The sequence below is a fragment of the Pseudomonas sp. microsymbiont 2 genome, assembly GCF_054788395.1.
Genome location: NZ_CM139112.1, coordinates 3509100 through 3527646, shown reverse-complemented (window position 1 = coordinate 3527646; position 18547 = coordinate 3509100). Strand labels below are relative to the sequence as shown.

The window sequence follows — 18547 nt, the reverse complement described above, 5'->3', positions numbered from 1 at the left end:
CTGCCTAGGCAGTAATATTTGCACACAATTACTCGAGCAGGTCGCCGATGTCCCATTTCACGCCGGAAAACTTCCAGACCTGCACCATCGGCATGCTGCTCGGTCGCGCCGCGCTGCTGAAGGACCGCATCCTCGATTGGCACCTGGAGGCCGACGGTGTCACCGCCGCCCAGTTCAAGGTGCTGATCATCGTCACCCAGTACCAGGTCGACACGCCGGCCGAGCTGTGCCGTTACCTCGGCCTGGACAGCGGTTCGATGACGCGCATGCTCGATCGCCTCGAGCAGAAGGGCCTGCTTCTGCGCACCCGTTGCCCCGAGGACCGCCGCCAGGTGCGTCTGGCGCTTACCGTCGACGGCCAGCGCCTGGCCGACCGGTTGCCCGAGGTCGGGGCCGCGGCGATGAACGAGCTGGTCGGGGTGCTGCAGCCGGAAGAGCTCAAGGTGCTCGAAAGCCTGCTCGCCAAGGTCCTGCTCAGCGCTGGCGACCCTCTGACGATCCGCCGCTTCGGCGATCGTTGATCCCTGTCACGTATTCTCCAAGGTATTGTCATGGCCACTTCCGCTGACACCTCCACCCCGGCGCCCGCACCGGACAACGCGCGTAAGCGCAAGGTCTGGCTGCTCGCCCTGTTGCTGATCCTGCTGCTCGCGGGGGCCGGCGCCTGGGCCTGGTACAGCCTGGTCGGGCGCTGGCACGAAAGCACCGACGACGCCTACGTCAACGGCAACGTGGTGGCGATCACCCCACTGGTGACCGGCACCGTCACCAGCATCGGTGCCGACGACGGTGACCTGGTGCATGCCGGCCAGGTTCTGCTGCGCTTCGATCCGGCCGACAGCGAGGTAGCCCTGCAGGCGGCCGAGGCCAAGCTGGCGCGCACCGTGCGCCAGGTACGCGGCTTGTACAGCAATGTCGACTCGCTCAAGGCGCAACTGCAGACCCGCCAGGCCGAGTTGCAGAAGGCCCAGCAGGACTACAACCGACGCAAGGTACTGGCCGACAGCGGCGCCATCGCCGCCGAGGAAGTCTCCCACTCCCGCGATGACCTGAGCGTGGCCCAGGCCGCTGTCAACAGCGCGCGCCAGCAGCTCAACACCAGCACCGCGCTGGTCGACGACACCGTGGTCTCGTCCCACCCCGAGGTGATGGCCGCCGCAGCCGAACTGCGCCAGGCGTATCTGGATCATGCCCGCACCACACTGGTGGCGCCCGTCACCGGCTATGTGGCCAAGCGCACCGTGCAACTGGGCCAGCGCCTGCAACCGGGCTCTTCGACCATGGCAGTGATCCCGCTGGACGAGGTGTGGATCGACGCCAACTTCAAGGAAACCCAGCTGCGCGACATGCGCATCGGCCAGCCGGTGGAAATCACTGCCGATCTGTACGGCGGCGAAGTGAAGTACAACGGCACCGTCGACAGCCTTGGCGCCGGTACCGGCAGCGCCTTCGCCCTGTTGCCGGCACAGAACGCCACTGGCAACTGGATCAAGATCGTCCAGCGCGTCCCGGTGCGCATCCACCTCGATCCCGAGCAGTTGAAGGACCACCCGCTGCGCATCGGCCTGTCCACCGTCGCCGAGGTCGACCTGCACGACCAGAGTGGCCCCGCCCTGGCCCAGCAACCGCCGCAGCAGGCCAGCTACACCACCCAGGTGTATGACCGCCAGCTGGTCGAGGCCGACGACTTGATCGCCCGGCTGATCCACGAGAACAGCGCCAGCGGCAAGACGGCCCAGCGATGAGCCAGCAGGCCCCCGCGCAGTTCACCCCGCCGAGCCTGCTGCTGACCACCATCGGCCTGTCGCTGGCGACCTTCATGCAGGTGCTCGACACCACCATCGCCAACGTGGCGTTGCCGACCATTTCCGGCAACCTGGGCGTGAGTTCGGAGCAGGGCACCTGGGTGATCACCTCGTTCGCGGTGAGCAATGCCATCGCGCTGCCGTTGACCGGTTGGCTGAGCCGGCGCTTCGGCGAGGTGAAACTGTTCATCTGGGCCACGCTGCTGTTCGTGCTGGCCTCGTTCCTGTGCGGTGTCGCCCAGTCGATGCCGGAGCTGGTGCTGTTCCGCGTGCTCCAGGGCGTGGTGGCCGGTCCGTTGTACCCGATGACCCAGACCCTGCTGATCGCCGTGTATCCACCGGCCAAGCGAGGGATGGCCCTGGCGCTGCTGGCGATGGTCACGGTGGTGGCGCCGATCGCAGGGCCGATCCTCGGTGGCTGGATCACCGACAGCTACAGCTGGCCGTGGATCTTCTTCATCAACGTGCCGATCGGCTTGTTCGCCGCCGCCGTGGTGCGTCAGCAGATGCGTACGCGGCCGGTGGTCACCAGCCGCCAGCCGATGGACTACATCGGCCTGCTGACCCTGATCGTCGGCGTCGGCGCCTTGCAGGTGGTGCTGGACAAGGGCAACGACCTGGACTGGTTCGAGTCGTCGTTCATCGTGGTTGGCACGTTGATCTCGGTGGTGTTCCTGGCGATCTTCGTCATCTGGGAGCTGACCGATCGTCATCCGGTGGTCAACCTGCGCCTGTTCGTGCACCGCAACTTCCGCATCGGCACCCTGGTGCTGGTGGGCGGGTACGCAGGGTTCTTCGGCATCAACCTGATCCTGCCGCAATGGCTGCAGACCCAGATGGGCTATACCGCGACCTGGGCCGGGCTGGCGGTGGCGCCGATCGGCCTGTTGCCGGTGCTGATGTCGCCCTTCGTCGGCAAGTACGCGCACCGCTTCGACCTGCGTCTGCTGGCCGGTATCGCCTTCCTGGCGATCGGCGCCAGTTGCTACATGCGCGCCGGCTTCACCAACGAGGTGGATTTCCTGCACATCGCCCTGGTGCAGCTGTTCATGGGTATCGGCGTGGCGTTGTTCTTCATGCCGACCCTGAGCATCCTGCTGTCGGACCTGCCGCCCAGCCAGATCGCCGACGGCTCGGGGCTGGCGACTTTCCTGCGCACCTTGGGGGGCAGTTTCGCCGCTTCGCTGACCACCTGGATCTGGATTCGGCGCGCCGACCAGCATCATGCCTACCTGAGCGAACACATCAGTGCTTTCGACCCGGCGACCCAGCAGACCCTCGAGCAGCTCGGCGGGGCCAGCCAGCAGAACTACGCCAAGCTGGAGCAGGTCCTCAACAGCCAGGCCTACATGATGTCGACGGTGGACTATTTCACCCTGCTGACCTGGGTGTTCGCCGGGCTGATCCTGCTGGTCTGGCTGGCCAAACCGCCGTTCACGGCCAAGGCCGGGCCGGCTTCGGCGGGGCATTGATCAGGCTGATGCTTTTCCCCTAACCTTGTAGGTCTTTTCCTGGCTACTTGGCAGACATATGGACAAGGTCATCCTCATCACCGGCGCCAGTCGTGGCATTGGCGCCGCCACCGCCTTGCTGGCGGCACAACAGGGTTATCGCATCTGCATCAACTACCACGCCGACGACCAGGCCGCCGAGGCGGTGCTGGCCCAGGTGCGCGCATTGGGTGCCGAGGCCATCGCCGTGCGCGCCGATGCCAGCGTCGAGGACGAGGTGGTGCAGCTGTTCCAGCGCGTCGACCAGGAGCTTGGGCCGCTTACCGCACTGGTCAACAACGCCGGCACCATCGGCCAGCAGAGCCGGGTCGAGGCGATGTCCGAATTCCGTCTGCTGAAGGTGATGAAGACCAATGTGGTCGGTCCGATGCTGTGCGCCAAGCACGCGCTGTTGCGCATGGCGCGCAGCCACGGCGGGCAGGGCGGGGCGATCGTCAACGTCTCGTCGATTGCCGCGCGGTTGGGCTCGCCCAACGAATATGTCGACTACGCCGCTTCCAAGGGCGCGCTGGATACGTTCACTGTTGGCCTGGCCAAGGAAGTGGCGGGTGAAGGGGTACGGGTCAACGGCGTGCGTCCTGGCTACATCCACACCGGCTTCCACGCCCTGAGCGGCGACCCTGACCGCGTCAGCAAGCTCGAACCGGGTCTGCCGATGGGGCGCGGTGGTCGGCCGGAGGAAGTGGCCGAGGCAATCCTGTGGCTGCTTTCGGACAAGGCGTCCTATTCGACCGGCAGTTTCATCGACTTGGGTGGTGGGCGCTAGGGCAGGGAAGGTGAACCGGTCCTGAGTGGTGCTGTGTCACGGGATTGGGGAGGCCACCAGCGGCGCCGGGACAGACTTGAATTGGCATGGGCTAGTCGACCGAGTTGGCGAGGGTCAACAACTGCTCGACCTGGGCAGACAACAGTGCCAGCTCGAAGGGTTTGTGAAGCAAGGCGGTATGTCGTGAAGAGCGCAAAGTGCTGCTGTCGATGGCACCGTCGTAACCGGTGATGAACAGGATCGGCAGGTATTCATCATAGGCCCGGTAGGCTTGCGCTACCCGATAGCCGTTCACGTTGCCCGGCAGACCGATGTCGACGATCAGCAGTGCAGGCTGCAGGCCCTCGCCAAGTGCGCGCAATGCGGCATGGCCGTTCTCGAATGTTTGCACCTCGTAGCCTTGCTCCTCGAGCACATCGCGGATCACCAGGCGCAGCGTCGGTTGGTCTTCCACGAGCAGCAGAGGCCGCCTGGTGCGATGGCGGGCCGGATTGGCAGGCTGGGCTGCGGCAATGGGCGGCAATGCAGCGCTTTGCTGGTCTCGGGGCAGGTAGAGATGGATCCGGGTGCCCAGCTCAGGCGTACTGTCGATGAGCAACTGCCCCGCCGACTGGCGTACGAAACCATAGGCCATGGACAGGCCCAGGCCGGTGCCTTGCCCCAGGGGCTTGGTGGTGAAGAACGGCTCGATGGCGCGTGCGCTGACCTCTGTGGTCATGCCGCAGCCGGTGTCGTCGACCTGGATGTGCAGGTATTGTCCGGGCGCAAGCTGAAGCTCGTCGGCTTGAGCGTCGTCGAGGGTGCAATTGTCGCAGCCGATGCGCAAGGTGCCGCCACGTCTCATGGCGTCTCGGGCATTGATGCACAGGTTGAGCAGGGTGCTTTCCAGTTGCGGCGGGTCCACCCGAACGAGCCATCTGCCCGCGAGGGTCGCATCGACGAAGGCGATGTGCGAATCGATCGAGCTCAGGATCAGCTCATGCATGCCGGCAACCAGGTGATGCACGTCCACAGGCTGGGGCAGCAATGTCTGCTGACGGGCGAAGGCCAACAGGCGCTGGATCAGCGCCGCCGCGCGCGATGCATTTTGCCGGACGATGCCGAGCATGTGCCGGCTGTCTTGCTGACGCCCCTGGATCAGCCGCTTCTCCGCCAGCTCCAGCGCCCCCAGAATGCCGCCCAGCAGGTTGTTGAAGTCGTGGGCGATGCCGCCGGTCAGTTGCCCGATGGCTTCCATCTTCTGTGACTGGCGCAGGGCCTCTTCGGTCTGGCGCAGGCGCTCCTGCTCCTTGACCCGCTCGGTGATGTCGTAGGCGAACAGGTAACCGCCCTGGAGCTTGCCATCGCCATCGCGCAGCGGGTTGTAGCGCATGTCGTAATGGCGTGGCGCGTGGTCCGGGCCCACGCTGACCGTTTCGATGAACGCCTCGCCTGCCAGCAGCCGTGGCCACACCGGTTGCAGCTTGTCCATGATATCCGGCTTGCGGGCAAGGATATGCGGGACGTAGTCGCCGATCTGGGGGGTGAAATTGTGCAGGCGCTCGAAGGTTTCGCGGGCCGTGCGGTTGATGGCGATCAGGCGCATGTTGCGGTCGGCGGCGAACACATTGGCCAGGCTGTGATCGACCAGCTCGCCGAGCAGCTTGTTGTTCAGCTCGGCTTCGCCCATGCGTTTTTGCGCGCGCTCGAGCAGCAGGTTGCGTGCCTGCTCGCTGGCCGGCACGCCGGTGAACAGCACGGCCACGCGGTTGTCGCCAGCGGGGCCGAGGCGGTGGGCCGACAAGGTGAGCTGGCGGTCGGTGACATTCAGCCGCTGTTCGAAATGGGCCGGTTGCCCTGTGCGCAGGACTTCGGCAAAGCGGCTCACCCACGCGTCGGCTTCGTTGGGGATGAGCTCCCGAACGGTCTGGCCCATCTGTTTGTCGTGCGCGGTGTGGCGCAGGCAGGCGTCGTTGCTCAGGAGGTAGCGATAATCACTCAAGGGGCCGTGGGGCCCATCGAACAGTTCCACCACACAGAAGCCTTCCACCATGTGCGTGCGCAACAGTTGGAAGCAGCTCAGTTCCAGCTCGCGCTTGGCCAGCCGGGCTTCGAGTTCGGCAATGCGGGCCTGCAACTGCTCGGGCGAAGGTGTGCTGGGCATCGGCTGGATCCAATCGGGCTGGTCGCGCAACTATAACCGCGCCATGCATTGGCCGCCACGCCGCTCTTTTAGAACGAGCGCACGATGCGCCCCAACGTTTCCATGGCCTGTTCCGCGCCATCGCCCCAAGGGCTGCCGTAGTTCAGGCGGATGCAGTTGCCAAAGCGCCGGGTCGGCGAAAAGATCGGCCCTGGCGCGATGCTGATGCCCTGGGCCAGGGCCATGTGGAACAACTTCAGGGCGTCCATCTGCTCGGGCAGCTCCAGCCACAGGAAGTAGCCTCCGGACGGCTGGCTGACCCGGGTCTGCGCCGGAAAGTGGCGGGCGATAGCGGCCAGCATGTTGGCCTGCTGGCCTTCCAGGGCGTAGCGCAGCTTGCGCAGGTGGCGATCATAGCCGCCGTGCTGCAGGTAGTCGGCGATTGCCGCCTGGGCTGGCATCGAGGCGCACAGCGAGGTCATCAACTTGAGCCGCTCGATCTTCTGCGCGAAGCGTCCAGCCGCCACCCAGCCAATCCGGTAGCCTGGGGCCAGGCTCTTGGCGAACGAGCCGCAGTGCATCACCAGGCCTTCGGTGTCGAACGCCTTGGCCGGCTTCGGCGCCTGCTGCGAGTAGTACAGCTCGGCGTAGACGTCATCCTCGATCAGTGGCACCTGGTGGCGACGCAGCAGTTCGACCAGTTCCTGCTTCTTGGCCTCTGGCATGCTGGCGCCCACCGGGTTCTGGAAGTTGGTCATGCACCACACGGCCTTGACCGGGTGTTTCTCCAGGGTCTGGGCCAGTACGCCGAGGTCCATGCCCTCGCGCGGGTGCACAGGGATCTCCACTGCCTTGAGCTTGAGGCGCTCGAGCACCTGCAGGCAGGCGTAAAAGGCGGGTGCCTCGATGGCCACCAGGTCGCCGGGCTGGGTAACGGCCTGCAGGCACAGGTTGAGTGCCTCCAGGGCGCCGTTGGTGATCAGCAGTTCCTCCATCGGCAGCATCAGCCCGGCGACCATGTAGCGCAGGGCGATCTGCCGGCGCAACTGCGGGTTGCCCGGCGACAGGTCGGTGACCACCATGCGCGGGTCCATGGCCCGGCTGGCGCTGGCCAGCGAGCGCGACAGGCGCTGCAGGGGGAACAGGGTCGGGCTGGGGAAGGCCGAGCCGAACGGCACGGTGTGCGGATCCTTGATCGAGTCGAGGATCGAGAACACCAGGCCGCTGACATCGACATCGGTGGACTCGCTGGCCGGCGCCTGGGTTTGCGGCTCGCTGAACGGGCGCGGCGCATGGGCGTTGACGAAGTAGCCCGAGCGCGGCCGGGCGCGGATCAGGCCGCGACGCTCCAGCAGGTAGTAGGCCTGGAACACGGTGGACGGGCTGACCCCGTGGGTCTGGCTGGCGTAGCGTACCGAAGGTACCCGCTGGCCGGGGCCGAGCACCCCGGAGCGGATCAGTTCGGCAATGTCGTCGGCAAATCGTTCGTAGCGTTTCATTTTGGTCTGGGCAGGCAAGGTGGTGGTCAGTGTAGGGGATCAGCGATTCATCGGCGCGACGAAACGGCTGTGCGCGGTGCTGCGGATGCCGGGCTGGTCGCTGTCCTGGATCTCGAACGTCAGCTCCTGGGAGCTGCTGCTCGGGCGGTCGGCGAGCATCGCCACCGACACCGGCAGCTCGCTCATCTCGCCGGCGGCGATGGTGAACTCGCTGCGCCCGTGCAGCTCGAAGCCGTCGGCGTCCACCAGGCGCAGGCGATAGTGCTGTGGCTCCTGGGTCTTGTTGATGATCTTGAGCAGGTAGATGTTCTCGATCTGGCCCAGGGCGTTCTCGCGGAACAGGCCACGGTCCTTGATCACGTCCATCGATACCATCGGGCGCATCTGCAGGGCGACCACCAGGGCGCCGATCATCACCGTCAGCGCGGCGGCGTAGCCCAGCAGGCGCGGACGCAACCAGTGGGTCCTGCCGCCTTGCAGGTTGTGTTCGGACTTGTAACCGATCAGGCCGCGGGCGTAGTTCATCTTGTCCATCACCCCGTCGCAGGCGTCGATGCAGGCGGCGCAGCCGATGCAGGCCATCTGCAGGCCGTCGCGAATATCGATGCCGGTGGGGCAGACCTGCACGCACAGGGTGCAGTCGATGCAGTCGCCCAGGCCCTGACTGCGCGGATCGCTGCCTTTCTTGCGCGGGCCGCGCGCTTCGCCGCGACTGGGGTCGTAGGCCACCGCCAGGGTGTCCTTGTCGAACATCACGCTCTGGAACCGCGCGTAGGGGCACATGTGCATGCACACCGCCTCGCGCAGCCAGCCGGCGTTGAGGTAGGTGGCGGCGGTAAAGAAGAGGATCCAGAACAAGGCCACGCCACCCAGTTCGAAGGTGAACAGCTCGGCGGCCAGCGGACGGATCGGGGTGAAGTAGCCGACGAAGGTCAGCCCGGTGAGCAGGCCGATGGCCAGCCACAGGCCATGCTTGAGGCCGCGCCGAGCGATTTTCTCCACGCTCCAGGGGGCGCCGGCCAGCTTGATGCGCTGGTTGCGATCGCCTTCGGCGACCTTCTCGCACCACATGAACAGCCAGGTCCAGGTGCTTTGCGGGCAGCTATAGCCGCACCAGACGCGCCCGGCGAACACGGTGATGGCGAACAGGCCGAAGGCGCAGATGATCAGCAGCGCCGACAGCAGGATGAAGTCCTGGGGCCAGAAGGTCGCGCCGAAGATGTGGAACTTGCTGTCGGCCAGATCCCAGAGTACCGCCTGGCGACCGTTCCACTGCAGCCAGGCGGTGCCGAAGAACAGCACGAACAGCAGGCCGGCGAAGAGGATCCGCAGGTTGCGGTAGAAACCGGTGAAGCTGCGGGTGTGGATGCCGTTATCCGCATGGCTTTTGCTCTTTTGCGTGGCGGCGGGGGCAATCTCGATGACTCGGAAGGGGATTCTATCGCTCATGGTTCATCGCTCATCAGGCCTCTATCAGGCCAGGGCACTATGGCCCTGGATCTGTTTTCAGCACAGGCCCAGTTACGTAGATAAAAACCATATCAGATGCTTGGGTTTATTGCTCAGGCCCTATATTTCGCTGCCTTGAGAAGTTGGTTGCAGATTCCTGCGGCTATCCACCGCACCTTTGTCACGGTGTGCGCAGTTCCGTTTGGCGGGGCGCAAGGCACGAGGTGCGCGTGCCGCGGTCATCTGTAGGAGATCGCCCAGCCCTTCGGGCTGCGCTGTCGCGCAGGGAGCGGGCTTGTCGGAACGCCGCACCGCCCGGATCACGGGTTATGCCGGTGCCATACACCGTATCGCGGGGCAAGCCCGCTCCCACGCTGTTCCAGTTGAATCAGCAAGTTACGTTTTGTTCCAAGAGAACCGTTGGAGGACACCAGGAGGCAACCGATGGAAGCATTCTGGCAATCGATGCTCGAGGCCTTGCACAGCGAGTTCGCCGATGTCACCGACGAGCGCGAGGTCGCCCGTATCTTGATTCGCCTGCTGATGGCGGCCCTGCTGGGGGCTGTGCTGGGCTTCGAGCGCGAGAGCAAGGGCAAGGCGGCTGGGGTGCGCACGCACATGCTGGTGTCGATGGGCGCCGCGTTGTTCGTGCTGGCGCCGAGCATGGCCGGTGCCGACGAACAGGCGCTGAGCCGGGTGATCCAGGGCATCGTCGCCGGCATCGGCTTTCTTGGCGCAGGCACGATTCTCAAGGGTAACGGCCAGGACACCAGCCACGTCAAGGGCCTGACCACCGCCGCAGGCCTGTGGATGACTGCCGCGATCGGCACCGCCGCAGGCATGGGGCGCGAGGCGACGGCACTGGTGAGCACCGTACTGGCGCTGCTGGTGCTGGCGAGCATGCCGCTGCTGGCGGACAAGGGCGAGGTACGGGAGAAGAAGGGATGCGAGGACGAGGAGGGGAGGAAGCACTGAGGGGAGCCGAAGCTCCCCTCATAAGCGTTGTTGCCTGCTCTTTTCTTATTATTGGAGACGGGTCTGTTGTTGTTTTTGTCGACCGGTGTCTCTGCCTTGCAGGGCCCCCAACCGGGGCCAAGAGCAAACGTATTTTTTTGAGCGCTGACCTGCGTTCATCCAACGTGATCCAACCGTGACCGTCGCTACCTTGCAGGTAGTTTTATTGTTCTGTGTCAGGCTGCGGGTTACCCCTGAAAAGCACGTCGACTCCAAAAAAATCTGCTTGCTACGCCTCTGCCGTGTTGTTCTTGTTGTGTCAGAGCCGTTCTCTATTGTTTTTATTGGGTGTCGCATTTTTTTGTTCTTGTTATGCCAGAGATAAAGCAGGTGGCGTGCCAACTTTTTAAATTACTTTAAAATCAACTACTTGATTGTTTTGGAGGGAAGGCTGGCACGTGAAATTCTGTCGAATTGTTTCCCTGTTACCCGATTTTTTGCTGGAAAGCGTGTAGGCGGTAACACTCCGCCCACACCTGTGTGACAACCGTATGACTCAGCGCGCACTGCGTGCCCGCGCCACCCGTGAACCCGTGACGCGCCCCAGCACCTCGCTGATGCGCAGACCGGCGCCGATCAGCCGGTCCAGGTCGATGCCGGTCTCGATCCCGAGGCCTTGCATCAGGTACACCACATCCTCGGTGGCGACATTGCCGGTGGCACCCTTGGCATAGGGGCAGCCACCGAGGCCTGCCACCGAGCTGTCGAACACCGCGATGCCCTCCAGCAGGCTGGCATAGACGTTGGCCAGGGCCTGGCCATAGGTGTCGTGGAAATGTCCGGCCAGCTGTTCGCGTGGTACCTGGGTCGAGACCACCTCGAACAGGCGGCGGGTATCACCGGCTGTGCCGGTGCCGATGGTGTCCCCCAGCGATACCTCGTAGCAGCCCATTTCGTGCAGGGCGCGGGCCACCGGGGCGACCTGCTCGGCGCTGATCCGTCCCTCATAGGGGCAGCCGAGCACACAGGACACATAACCGCGCACCCGTACGCCATGGTTGCGAGCGGCCTCCATGATCGGTTCGAAGCGCTTGAGGCTGTCGCTGATCGAACAGTTGATGTTGCGCTGGGAGAAGGCCTCCGAGGCCGCCGCGAACACCGCCACCTCTTTCACTCCGGCGGCCAGGGCATCCTCGAAACCACGCAGGTTGGGCGCCAGTGCCGCGTAGGTGACACCCTCGCTCTGGTGGATACCGGCAAACACCTCGCCGGAGCCGGCCATTTGCGGCACCCACTTGGGCGAGACGAAACTACCGACTTCTATGTAGTCGAGCCCCGCGTCGGTGAGGTCGTCCACCAGCCGTATCTTGTCGGCGACGCTGATGGGCTGAGCTTCGTTCTGCAGGCCGTCGCGCGGGCCGACTTCGACCAGGCGGACATTCTTGGGCAATGACATGGCGGGTTTCCTGTGGCGAATCAGCGGTGGGGGTGCGACGGGTTCAGGGTGGCGGCCAGCGCCTGTTCGCAGCGCTCCTGGGCGGTGTCCAGCTCCAGGTGCATCTGCTGGATGTCGAGCATCTGCTGTTCTAGCTGGGCGCGGCGTTCGGCGATCTTGTCCAGCATGCTGGTGAGCTGTTTCTGATTGCCGCCGGCAGGGTCGTAGAGTTCGATCAGCTCGCGGCACTCGGCCAGCGAAAAACCGATGCGCTTGCCTCGCAGGATCAGCTTGAGGGTGACCTTGTCGCGCGCCGAATAGATACGCTCAAGGCCTCGGCGTTCGGGGCTGAGCAGGCCCTGCTCCTCATAGAAGCGGATGGCCCGGGTGGTGATGTCCAGCTCGCGGGACAGGTCGGAGATGCTGTAGGTCTGGCTGCTCATGCTCGGGCTCGGGGGACGTGATGCTGCTAACCTAATGCCGGGTTGACGTATACGTCAAGCAAGGCGTGCGCACGACTGCGCATGGGGGCTTGTTCAACCGGCCTGCAGCGATTTGCGGTACTCGTTCGGTGTCTGTCCGGTGAGCCTCTTGAAGAACCGCGCAAAGTAGGTCGGATCACTGAACCCCAGGTTGTCGGACAATTGCCCGATGCTCATGCGCGTGTACGCCAGGTTGCGCCGCGCCTCCAGCAGCAGCCGTTGATGGATGATCTGCAGCGCCGTCTGCCCGGTGAGCGCGCGGCACAGTTGGTTGAGCTGCAGGCTGGTGGTGGCCAGGCGGCTGGCGAAAACGTCCACGCCCAGGTGCTCTCGATAGTGCGCTTCGACCAGGCGCAGGAAGCGTCCGAGTGATTGCTGGTCGCGCTCGTCCCGGCTGCGTGGCGGCAGGGCTTGCTGCTGGCGGCTGAGCCAGACCATCAGCGCGGTGAACAGCGCCTGCAGCATGGCACCGCGGGCCGGGGCATTGCCCTGGTATTCCTGCTGGAGGGTATTGATCAGCCCGTGCAGGCGCGATCGGTCCTTGCCCAGCGGATAGCAGCGTGGCGCCGCCAGCATGTGCAACGGCCCACCCAGGCGCAGTTCCTGCTCGGCCAGCAGGGCGGTGCCGAACGTCAGCACATGCCCCTGGATATCGGCGCTGAAACGAAAGCCATGCACGGTCAGCGGTGGCACCACCAGAATCGCCGCCTCGCGGATGATGCTGTGTCGGCCCTCGATCTCCACCCGTGCTTCGCCACGCTGCACGCAGAGCAGCTGGAACAGTTCGGCGTGCTGATGCGGTTTGATTTCCCAATGATGCAGGCGGCTACGCGCAGGTATCGATTCGCAGTGCAGCAGGTCGGTGTCCGGCCAGGCGTGGCTCTCGCCGTAAAGCTGGAAAAGCGGGATGCCGGGTAGGGTGCTGTGCATGGAGTATGACCTGTCCGCTAATCGAACATTTTTTCAAAAAGTGCAGCTTTTCTATCGGATATCGCACTTTTTGGCGCAATGGTGCGATTAAAAATGCAGGTGCAAACCCTAACAGCAGATACCTGCCAGTGCCAGTCGGGGCAGGCATCCTCATCGCGAGACAACAACAATGAAAACTCAGGTTGCAATCATCGGCGCCGGCCCTTCCGGGCTGCTGCTGGGCCAGCTGCTGCACCAGGCAGGCATCGACACGCTGATCGTCGAGCGCCAGAGTGCCGAATACGTACTCGGGCGGATTCGCGCCGGGGTGCTCGAACAGGGCACGGTGGATTTGCTGCGCGAAGCTGGCGTGGCCGAGCGCATGGACCGCGAAGGGCTGGTGCACGAGGGGGTCGAGTTGCTGGTCGACGGCCGCTTGCAGCGCCTGGACCTCAAGGCGCTGACCGGCGGCAAGACGGTGATGGTCTACGGCCAGACCGAAGTCACCCGCGACCTGATGCAGGCGCGCGAGCGCAGCGGGGCGCCGATCATCTATTCGGCGGACAATGTGCAGCCCCACGACATCGATGGCGAGCGGCCCTACCTGACCTTCGACAAGGATGGCCGCCAGCAGCGCGTCGACTGCGACTACATCGCCGGTTGCGACGGCTTCCACGGGGTGGCCCGCCAGAGCATCCCGGCCGGGGTGCTGAACGTCTACGAGCGAACCTATCCGTTCGGCTGGCTGGGCCTGCTGGCCGACACCCCGCCGGTCAATCACGAGCTGATCTATGCCCAGCACGAACGCGGCTTCGTTCTGTGCAGCCAGCGCTCGCCGACGCGCAGCCGCTACTACCTGCAAGTGCCCCTGGACGAGCGGGTGGAGGACTGGCCCGATGCGCGCTTCTGGAGCGAGCTCAAGGCCCGCTTGCCCGAGGAAGTGGCCGCGCGGCTGGTGACTGGCCCCGCGCTGGAGAAGAGCATTGCGCCGCTGCGCAGCCAGGTGGTCGAACCGATGCAGCACGGCCGGCTGTTCCTGGTCGGAGACGCCGCGCATATCGTCCCGCCCACCGGGGCCAAGGGGTTGAACCTGGCGGCCTCGGACGTCAACTACCTGTACCGGATACTGGTCAAGGTGTACCGCGAAGGGCGCACCGATCTGCTGGCCCGCTACTCGCCGCTGGCCCTGCGCCGGGTCTGGAAGGGCGAGCGCTTCAGCTGGTTCATGACCCGCTTGCTGCATGACTTCGGCGAGCACCAGGACGGTTGGGACCGCAAGATGCAGGAGGCCGACCGCGAGTACTACCTCGGGTCGCCCGTGGGGCTGGCCAGTATCGCCGAAAACTATGTCGGGCTGCCGTTCGAGGCTGTTTAGCGCTCCAGCGCAATGCAATAGTCCCTGTGGGAGCGGGCTTGCGCCATCCTGAGACACCTACGGATTCTGTGACAGCAGGCGTTCCATCTCCCGGTACCCGCGCTGGCGCGCATGCTCCAGTGCGGTCACACCGTCCTTGTCGGCAATCGACCGATCCGCCCCCGCAGCCAGCAGCCGGCGCACGATTTCCACATGCCGGGGGCCGCCGTCGCCGAGGATCACCGCCTCGAGCAGCGCGGTCCAGTGCAGACGATTGAGGTGGTCGACATCCACGCCGGCGTCGATGAGCAGCTGCACGGTCTGCACATGCCCACGCTCGGCGGCGGGGATCAGTGCGGTGCCACCGTAGCGATTGGTGCTCTCGAGGTCGGCGCCATGGGCCAGGGTCAGGCGCAGGATATCGTTCAGGCCCCGGGCCCCGGCATACAGGTAGGGACTGTCGTGGATGTTGTCGCGGGCGTTGACGTCGGCGCCGGCATCGATCAGCACCCTGGCCGCCTCCAGTTGATTGCCATGGGTCGCCACCAGCAATGCGCTTTGGCCCTGGTCGTTGCGCGTATCCACCTGGGCGCCCTGGCCGAGCAGTTGACGGATGGCGGCTGCGTCGCCGCGGCGGGCTGCATCGAGCAAATGAACGTTCATGGCGGGAGTCTCGGCGTTGGCGGCAAGGCAGGTGAACAGGGTCAGCAGCAAGGCGGCGAAGGACAGGCGCATGGGCATGGATTCCTGGAAGGGCGTGGTTCGATGCTAGGCAAGCTGTGCTTGTAGCAGAAGTGAATTATCTGGATGAAACCCAGTGCGTTTGCGAATGTTGCTGGGTGTTCCGGCCCGTGGTAGAAATCAGGGCTGTCATTCACAAGTTGAATACCAAGATGTCTACCAGCGTGAAATCGAATAGGGCTCTGTTCGACCTCGACCTGTTGCGGGCCATCGTCGTGGTGGCCGATTGCGGCAGCTTCACCACCGCCGCCGCGCGCCTGCACTCCACCCAGTCGACCATCAGCCAGAAGGTCCGGCGCCTCGAAGAGATGGTCGGCCATCGCCTGCTGGCAAGGGGCAATCGCGATGTGCTGCCTACCGATGCCGGGCAGACGTTGCTGGGCTATGCCCGGCACATGCTGGCGCTCAACGACCAGATGCTCGAGGCCCTGGCGGGCGCCATGGTCGGTGTCACCGTGCGCCTGGGCGTGCCGGAGGACTTCGTCGGAGGCCGTACCACCAATGCCTTGTCCGCATTCAGCCGGCGTCATCCACAGGTCAAGCTGGAGGTCACCAGTGGCTTGTGTCGCGACCTCAGCCAGGCCTACGACAATGGTGAGCTCGACCTGGTGCTGCTCAAGCAGCGACGCAACAGCCGTGAAGGGGTGGCCTGCTGGCCGGAGCGGCTACAGTGGATCGACAGTGCGCGGATGCCGGCCTTCGACCTCGACCCCGTGCCGCTGGTGACTTTTCCGCCCCGGGGGCTGTACCGCGACGACATGATCGGTGCGCTCGAAGGCATGGGCCGGCGCTGGCGCATCAGCTTCACCAGTTCGAGCCTGAGCGGCATCCAGGCGGCGGTTGCCGATGGCATGGGTATCAGCCTGCTGCCCCCCCGGGCGGCGACCGATGAACATCGGGTGCTAGGCGCCGGACAGGGGCTGCCGGAGGTGGACAGCTACGAGATCGTCATCGTGCATCGCCCCACGGCGGATGCGATGGTCAAGACCCTGGCCGAGGTGTTGACCGAACTGCTGGCGCAGCAGGCGATTTGAAGCGCGACCTTACTCTGCGCAGCAGTGCGGCTTGCCGCCGCTGCCTTCATATCGATCGTGGTGACGCACCCAGTCCATCGTGCCTGCCTCATTGCGCCCCAGTGGTGCGAGGTCGAGGAAGTTGTAGGTGTTGACCAGGATGTCCAGGCCCCGGGCATAAGTGGAGTAGGTGTGGTAGACCGTGCCGTCGGCATCGCGGTAGAAGGCGCTCAAGCCGGGCAGTTCGCTCTCGTTTCCGGCATAGGGTTCGTAGTTGTACTGGGCGCTGCCATCGGTAGCGACGCTGACAGCGAAGTCCTGGTTGAAGGGGCTGCCGTGCGACGAAAACCAGGGGAAGCGCCAGCCCATGCGCTGGCGAAACGCCTGGAATTCGGCGTAGGGGGCCCGCGAGACCGCGACCAGGGTCACGTCATGGTGGGCCAGGTGCAGGTTGGCGCCGTCGAAGTGATCGGCAAGGAACGAGCAGCCCGGGCAGCCCTCGTTCCAGCCCTCGGCGAACATGAAGTGATAGACCAGCAGCTGGCTGCGCCCAGCGAACAGCTCGGCCAGGGTCAGCTCGCCGTCGGGGCCGTGGAAGCGATAGTCCTGTTCGATGCGCACCCAGGGCAGGGCGCGGCGAGCGGCGGCCAGTTCGTCGCGCTGGTGGGTGAAGGCTTTTTCGTGCAGCCACAATTGCTGGCGGGCGGCGAGCCACTGGCTGCGAGAAACCACGGCGTGCTTGTGTGCGGCATTGCTCATGGCGGCGACTCCAGGGGGGATTCACCAACTGGTCGAATGACGCCCTGGCGCTTCGACAGCATGTTTCGCCTGACCGACGGACGGTCCCGCCGTCTCAGCGCGTACCCTGCTTCGCGGGTAAAGCGCATCGTCGATATGACCCACCAGGGACTTTGAACCGTTCGACACCGACGGATTCTTTTTTCTTCGCCGGCCAAGCTCCCGAGTGCTTCGTCCGCGATCCTCCGGAGCGATCGCTCCCGCACTGCCTGTCCTGGCGCTTGGCAGCCCTGCGGCAAACGCGAAAACCACCCCGTGACACCCGATCTTTTCCCCGCCGAACTCCCGATGTTTTTTCCTCTGGCTGTCACCACAAGCTGCGAATGTTGCCTCCGTGGACAGGTCGCCAACCCCTCTGGAACAGGGGTTCGGCCTGTAATCACGGCAATGCGCGACCCACTCAACGTATGAACACGACGATAGGAGATTGCTTCATGTTTAAGCGTACTGTGATCGCCGCCTCCCTGGTGGCTGCTACCCTGGCTTCGGCCCAATCCATGGCTGCTGTTGTCGGTGGCGGCGCCACCTTGCCTGAGCCGCTGTACAACGGCAACGCCACCTGGGAAGGCATCCTGCCCAGCGGCTTCAGCTATACCGGCGTGGGCAGCGGCGGTGGCAAGACCGCTTTCCTGACCAATGCGCCTGCGTCGATCAACCAGCCTGCCGGCACCAACGTCGACTTCGCCGGTTCCGACTCGGTGCTCAGCGCCAGCGAACTGTCGGCCTACCAGGCCAAAATCGCCGCGTGGGGCAACCTGATCCAGATCCCGGCCGTCGGCACCACCGTCACCATCCCTTACCATCGCAACGGCGTCGGCAACCTGCAGGTCAACGCTTCGCAGCTGTGCGGCGTGTTCTCCGGCAGCATCTCCACCTGGGGCCAACTGCTCGGCAGCGCCGACTCCACCCCGATCAAGGTGATCTACCGTAACGGCAGCAGCGGCACCACCGAGCTGCTGGCGCGCTTCCTGAACGACACCTGCCCGACCGTCTTCTCGGTCAGCAGCACCTTCACCAGCGCCAATGTCGGTACCGAGCCGAGCACCTGGCAGGGCGTGGCGGGCAGCGCCGACGTGATCACCGCCGTCAACGCCACCGATGGCGCCATCGGCTACGTCAGCCCTGACTTCGTCGACACCTCCAACAACGCCCAGGTTGCTCGCGTCAGCAAGCTGGCCACCGGCACTGCCGTGCTGCCGACCGTCGACAACGCCCAGGCCGCCCTGGCCAGCGCCGTCGCTCCGAGCACTGGCCGTGAAAAACCGGCCAACTGGGCCGTGACCTTCGGCCGTGGCGCCACCGACAAGCCGGTTCCGGTCACGGGCTACCCGATCGTTGGTTACACCAACCTGCTGGTTGGCCAGTGCTACAAGGACGCCGCCGACGCCGCCGCCATTCGTGGCTTCCTCAACGACCTGTACAGCGGCAACCACGACCTGGCCATCGGTATCCACTCCTTCGTACCGGTGCCAGCCGCCTTCGCCGCCGAAATCAAGAAAGCCTTCCTGACCAACGCAGGCAACGAAGGCCTGGATATCGCCAACACCAACGTGTGCAACGGTATCGGTCGCTCGTAACACGCAAGTCCCCGGTGGCCCGTATCCCTGGGATGCGGGCATGGACCCTGGTGGTGCCCGCGGGTATCACCGGGGTCTTTTCATTGGGCGCGGACAAGGTGCCTGTTCGCGAACCGCCGCCATACCCCAGCC

Annotated in this window: 16 protein-coding genes; 8 read left to right on the top strand and 8 right to left on the bottom strand. The window is 64.8% G+C overall.

From position 1 onward, the window contains the following. Nucleotides 1-47: 47 nt before the first annotated feature. The 4 genes from ACYUME_RS15695 to ACYUME_RS15680 are packed head-to-tail and all read left to right on the top strand — an operon-like array spanning nucleotide 48 to nucleotide 4082. A complete protein-coding gene (locus ACYUME_RS15695) occupies nucleotides 48-521 on the top strand; it encodes a MarR family winged helix-turn-helix transcriptional regulator (protein ID WP_460415632.1) in 474 nt (157 codons plus the stop codon). A 30-nt stretch (nucleotides 522-551) separates the two neighbouring features. Then, entirely contained in the window at nucleotides 552-1745 is a 1194-nt protein-coding gene (locus tag ACYUME_RS15690; RefSeq protein WP_460415630.1) for an HlyD family secretion protein, read from the top strand. Beyond that, the gene (locus ACYUME_RS15685; protein WP_279880959.1) at nucleotides 1742-3277 is read left to right on the top strand and encodes a DHA2 family efflux MFS transporter permease subunit; all 1536 of its coding nucleotides are present in this window, start codon (nucleotides 1742-1744) and stop codon (nucleotides 3275-3277) included. Before ACYUME_RS15690 ends, ACYUME_RS15685 begins: the two co-directional genes overlap by 4 nt. Nucleotides 3278-3335: 58 nt before the next feature. Next, nucleotides 3336-4082, top strand: coding sequence for an SDR family oxidoreductase (locus ACYUME_RS15680; protein WP_460415628.1), 747 nt, complete (start codon nucleotides 3336-3338; stop codon nucleotides 4080-4082). 91 nt (nucleotides 4083-4173) lie between these two features. Here the strand turns inward: ACYUME_RS15680 and ACYUME_RS15675 are convergent, their stop codons facing one another. The 3 genes from ACYUME_RS15675 to ccoG all read right to left on the bottom strand — a co-directional run bounded on the left by ACYUME_RS15675 (nucleotide 4174) and on the right by ccoG (nucleotide 9152). After that, nucleotides 4174-5751: a PAS domain-containing protein gene (locus ACYUME_RS15675; protein ID WP_460419374.1), complete on the bottom strand. Its 1578-nt coding sequence runs from the start codon at nucleotides 5749-5751 to the stop codon at nucleotides 4174-4176. Nucleotides 5752-6293: 542 nt separating this feature from the next. Further along, complete coding sequence (gene mapR, locus ACYUME_RS15670) at nucleotides 6294-7703, bottom strand: GntR family transcriptional regulator MpaR (protein WP_279880954.1); 1410 nt, start codon at nucleotides 7701-7703, stop codon at nucleotides 6294-6296. Between the two features lie 39 nt (nucleotides 7704-7742). After that, nucleotides 7743-9152, bottom strand: a complete 1410-nt coding sequence (gene ccoG, locus ACYUME_RS15665; RefSeq protein ID WP_460415626.1) for a cytochrome c oxidase accessory protein CcoG — start codon at nucleotides 9150-9152, stop codon at nucleotides 7743-7745. A 444-nt stretch (nucleotides 9153-9596) separates the two neighbouring features. Here ccoG and ACYUME_RS15660 point away from each other — a divergent pair, with 444 nt between their 5' ends. Next, complete coding sequence (locus tag ACYUME_RS15660; protein WP_279880951.1) at nucleotides 9597-10127, top strand: MgtC/SapB family protein; 531 nt, start codon at nucleotides 9597-9599, stop codon at nucleotides 10125-10127. 535 nt (nucleotides 10128-10662) lie between these two features. On the opposite strand, the gene ACYUME_RS15655 is transcribed toward ACYUME_RS15660, so the two are convergent. From ACYUME_RS15655 to ACYUME_RS15645, 3 genes are all read right to left on the bottom strand, one after another. Next, a complete protein-coding gene (locus tag ACYUME_RS15655; protein WP_460415624.1) occupies nucleotides 10663-11562 on the bottom strand; it encodes a hydroxymethylglutaryl-CoA lyase in 900 nt (299 codons plus the stop codon). Nucleotides 11563-11582: 20 nt separating this feature from the next. Next, nucleotides 11583-11984, bottom strand: a complete 402-nt coding sequence (locus ACYUME_RS15650) for a MerR family transcriptional regulator (RefSeq protein ID WP_279880945.1) — start codon at nucleotides 11982-11984, stop codon at nucleotides 11583-11585. 93 nt (nucleotides 11985-12077) lie between these two features. Further along, nucleotides 12078-12953 (bottom strand): helix-turn-helix domain-containing protein, encoded by an 876-nt coding sequence (locus ACYUME_RS15645; RefSeq protein ID WP_460415622.1) that lies wholly within the window; start codon nucleotides 12951-12953, stop codon nucleotides 12078-12080. A 169-nt stretch (nucleotides 12954-13122) separates the two neighbouring features. On the opposite strand from ACYUME_RS15645, the gene pobA reads away from it, so the two are divergent. After that, on the top strand, nucleotides 13123-14307 hold the full coding sequence (gene pobA / locus ACYUME_RS15640) for a 4-hydroxybenzoate 3-monooxygenase (protein WP_460415620.1): 1185 nt from the start codon (nucleotides 13123-13125) through the stop codon (nucleotides 14305-14307). Between the two features lie 57 nt (nucleotides 14308-14364). Here pobA and ACYUME_RS15635 read toward each other — a convergent pair whose 3' ends face one another. Next, on the bottom strand, nucleotides 14365-15021 hold the full coding sequence (locus tag ACYUME_RS15635) for an ankyrin repeat domain-containing protein (RefSeq protein WP_460415618.1): 657 nt from the start codon (nucleotides 15019-15021) through the stop codon (nucleotides 14365-14367). 158 nt (nucleotides 15022-15179) lie between these two features. Here ACYUME_RS15635 and ACYUME_RS15630 point away from each other — a divergent pair, with 158 nt between their 5' ends. Continuing rightward, nucleotides 15180-16061 carry a LysR substrate-binding domain-containing protein gene (locus tag ACYUME_RS15630; protein WP_279880939.1) on the top strand — a complete coding sequence of 294 codons (882 nt, stop codon included), beginning with the start codon at nucleotides 15180-15182 and terminating at the stop codon, nucleotides 16059-16061. A 9-nt stretch (nucleotides 16062-16070) separates the two neighbouring features. Here ACYUME_RS15630 and ACYUME_RS15625 read toward each other — a convergent pair whose 3' ends face one another. Continuing rightward, nucleotides 16071-16799, bottom strand: a complete 729-nt coding sequence (locus tag ACYUME_RS15625) for a DUF899 domain-containing protein (RefSeq protein WP_460415616.1) — start codon at nucleotides 16797-16799, stop codon at nucleotides 16071-16073. Nucleotides 16800-17272: 473 nt separating this feature from the next. Between ACYUME_RS15625 and ACYUME_RS15620 the strand changes: the two genes are divergently transcribed. Next, complete coding sequence (locus ACYUME_RS15620; protein WP_460415614.1) at nucleotides 17273-18415, top strand: substrate-binding domain-containing protein; 1143 nt, start codon at nucleotides 17273-17275, stop codon at nucleotides 18413-18415. Nucleotides 18416-18547: the final 132 nt, after the last annotated feature.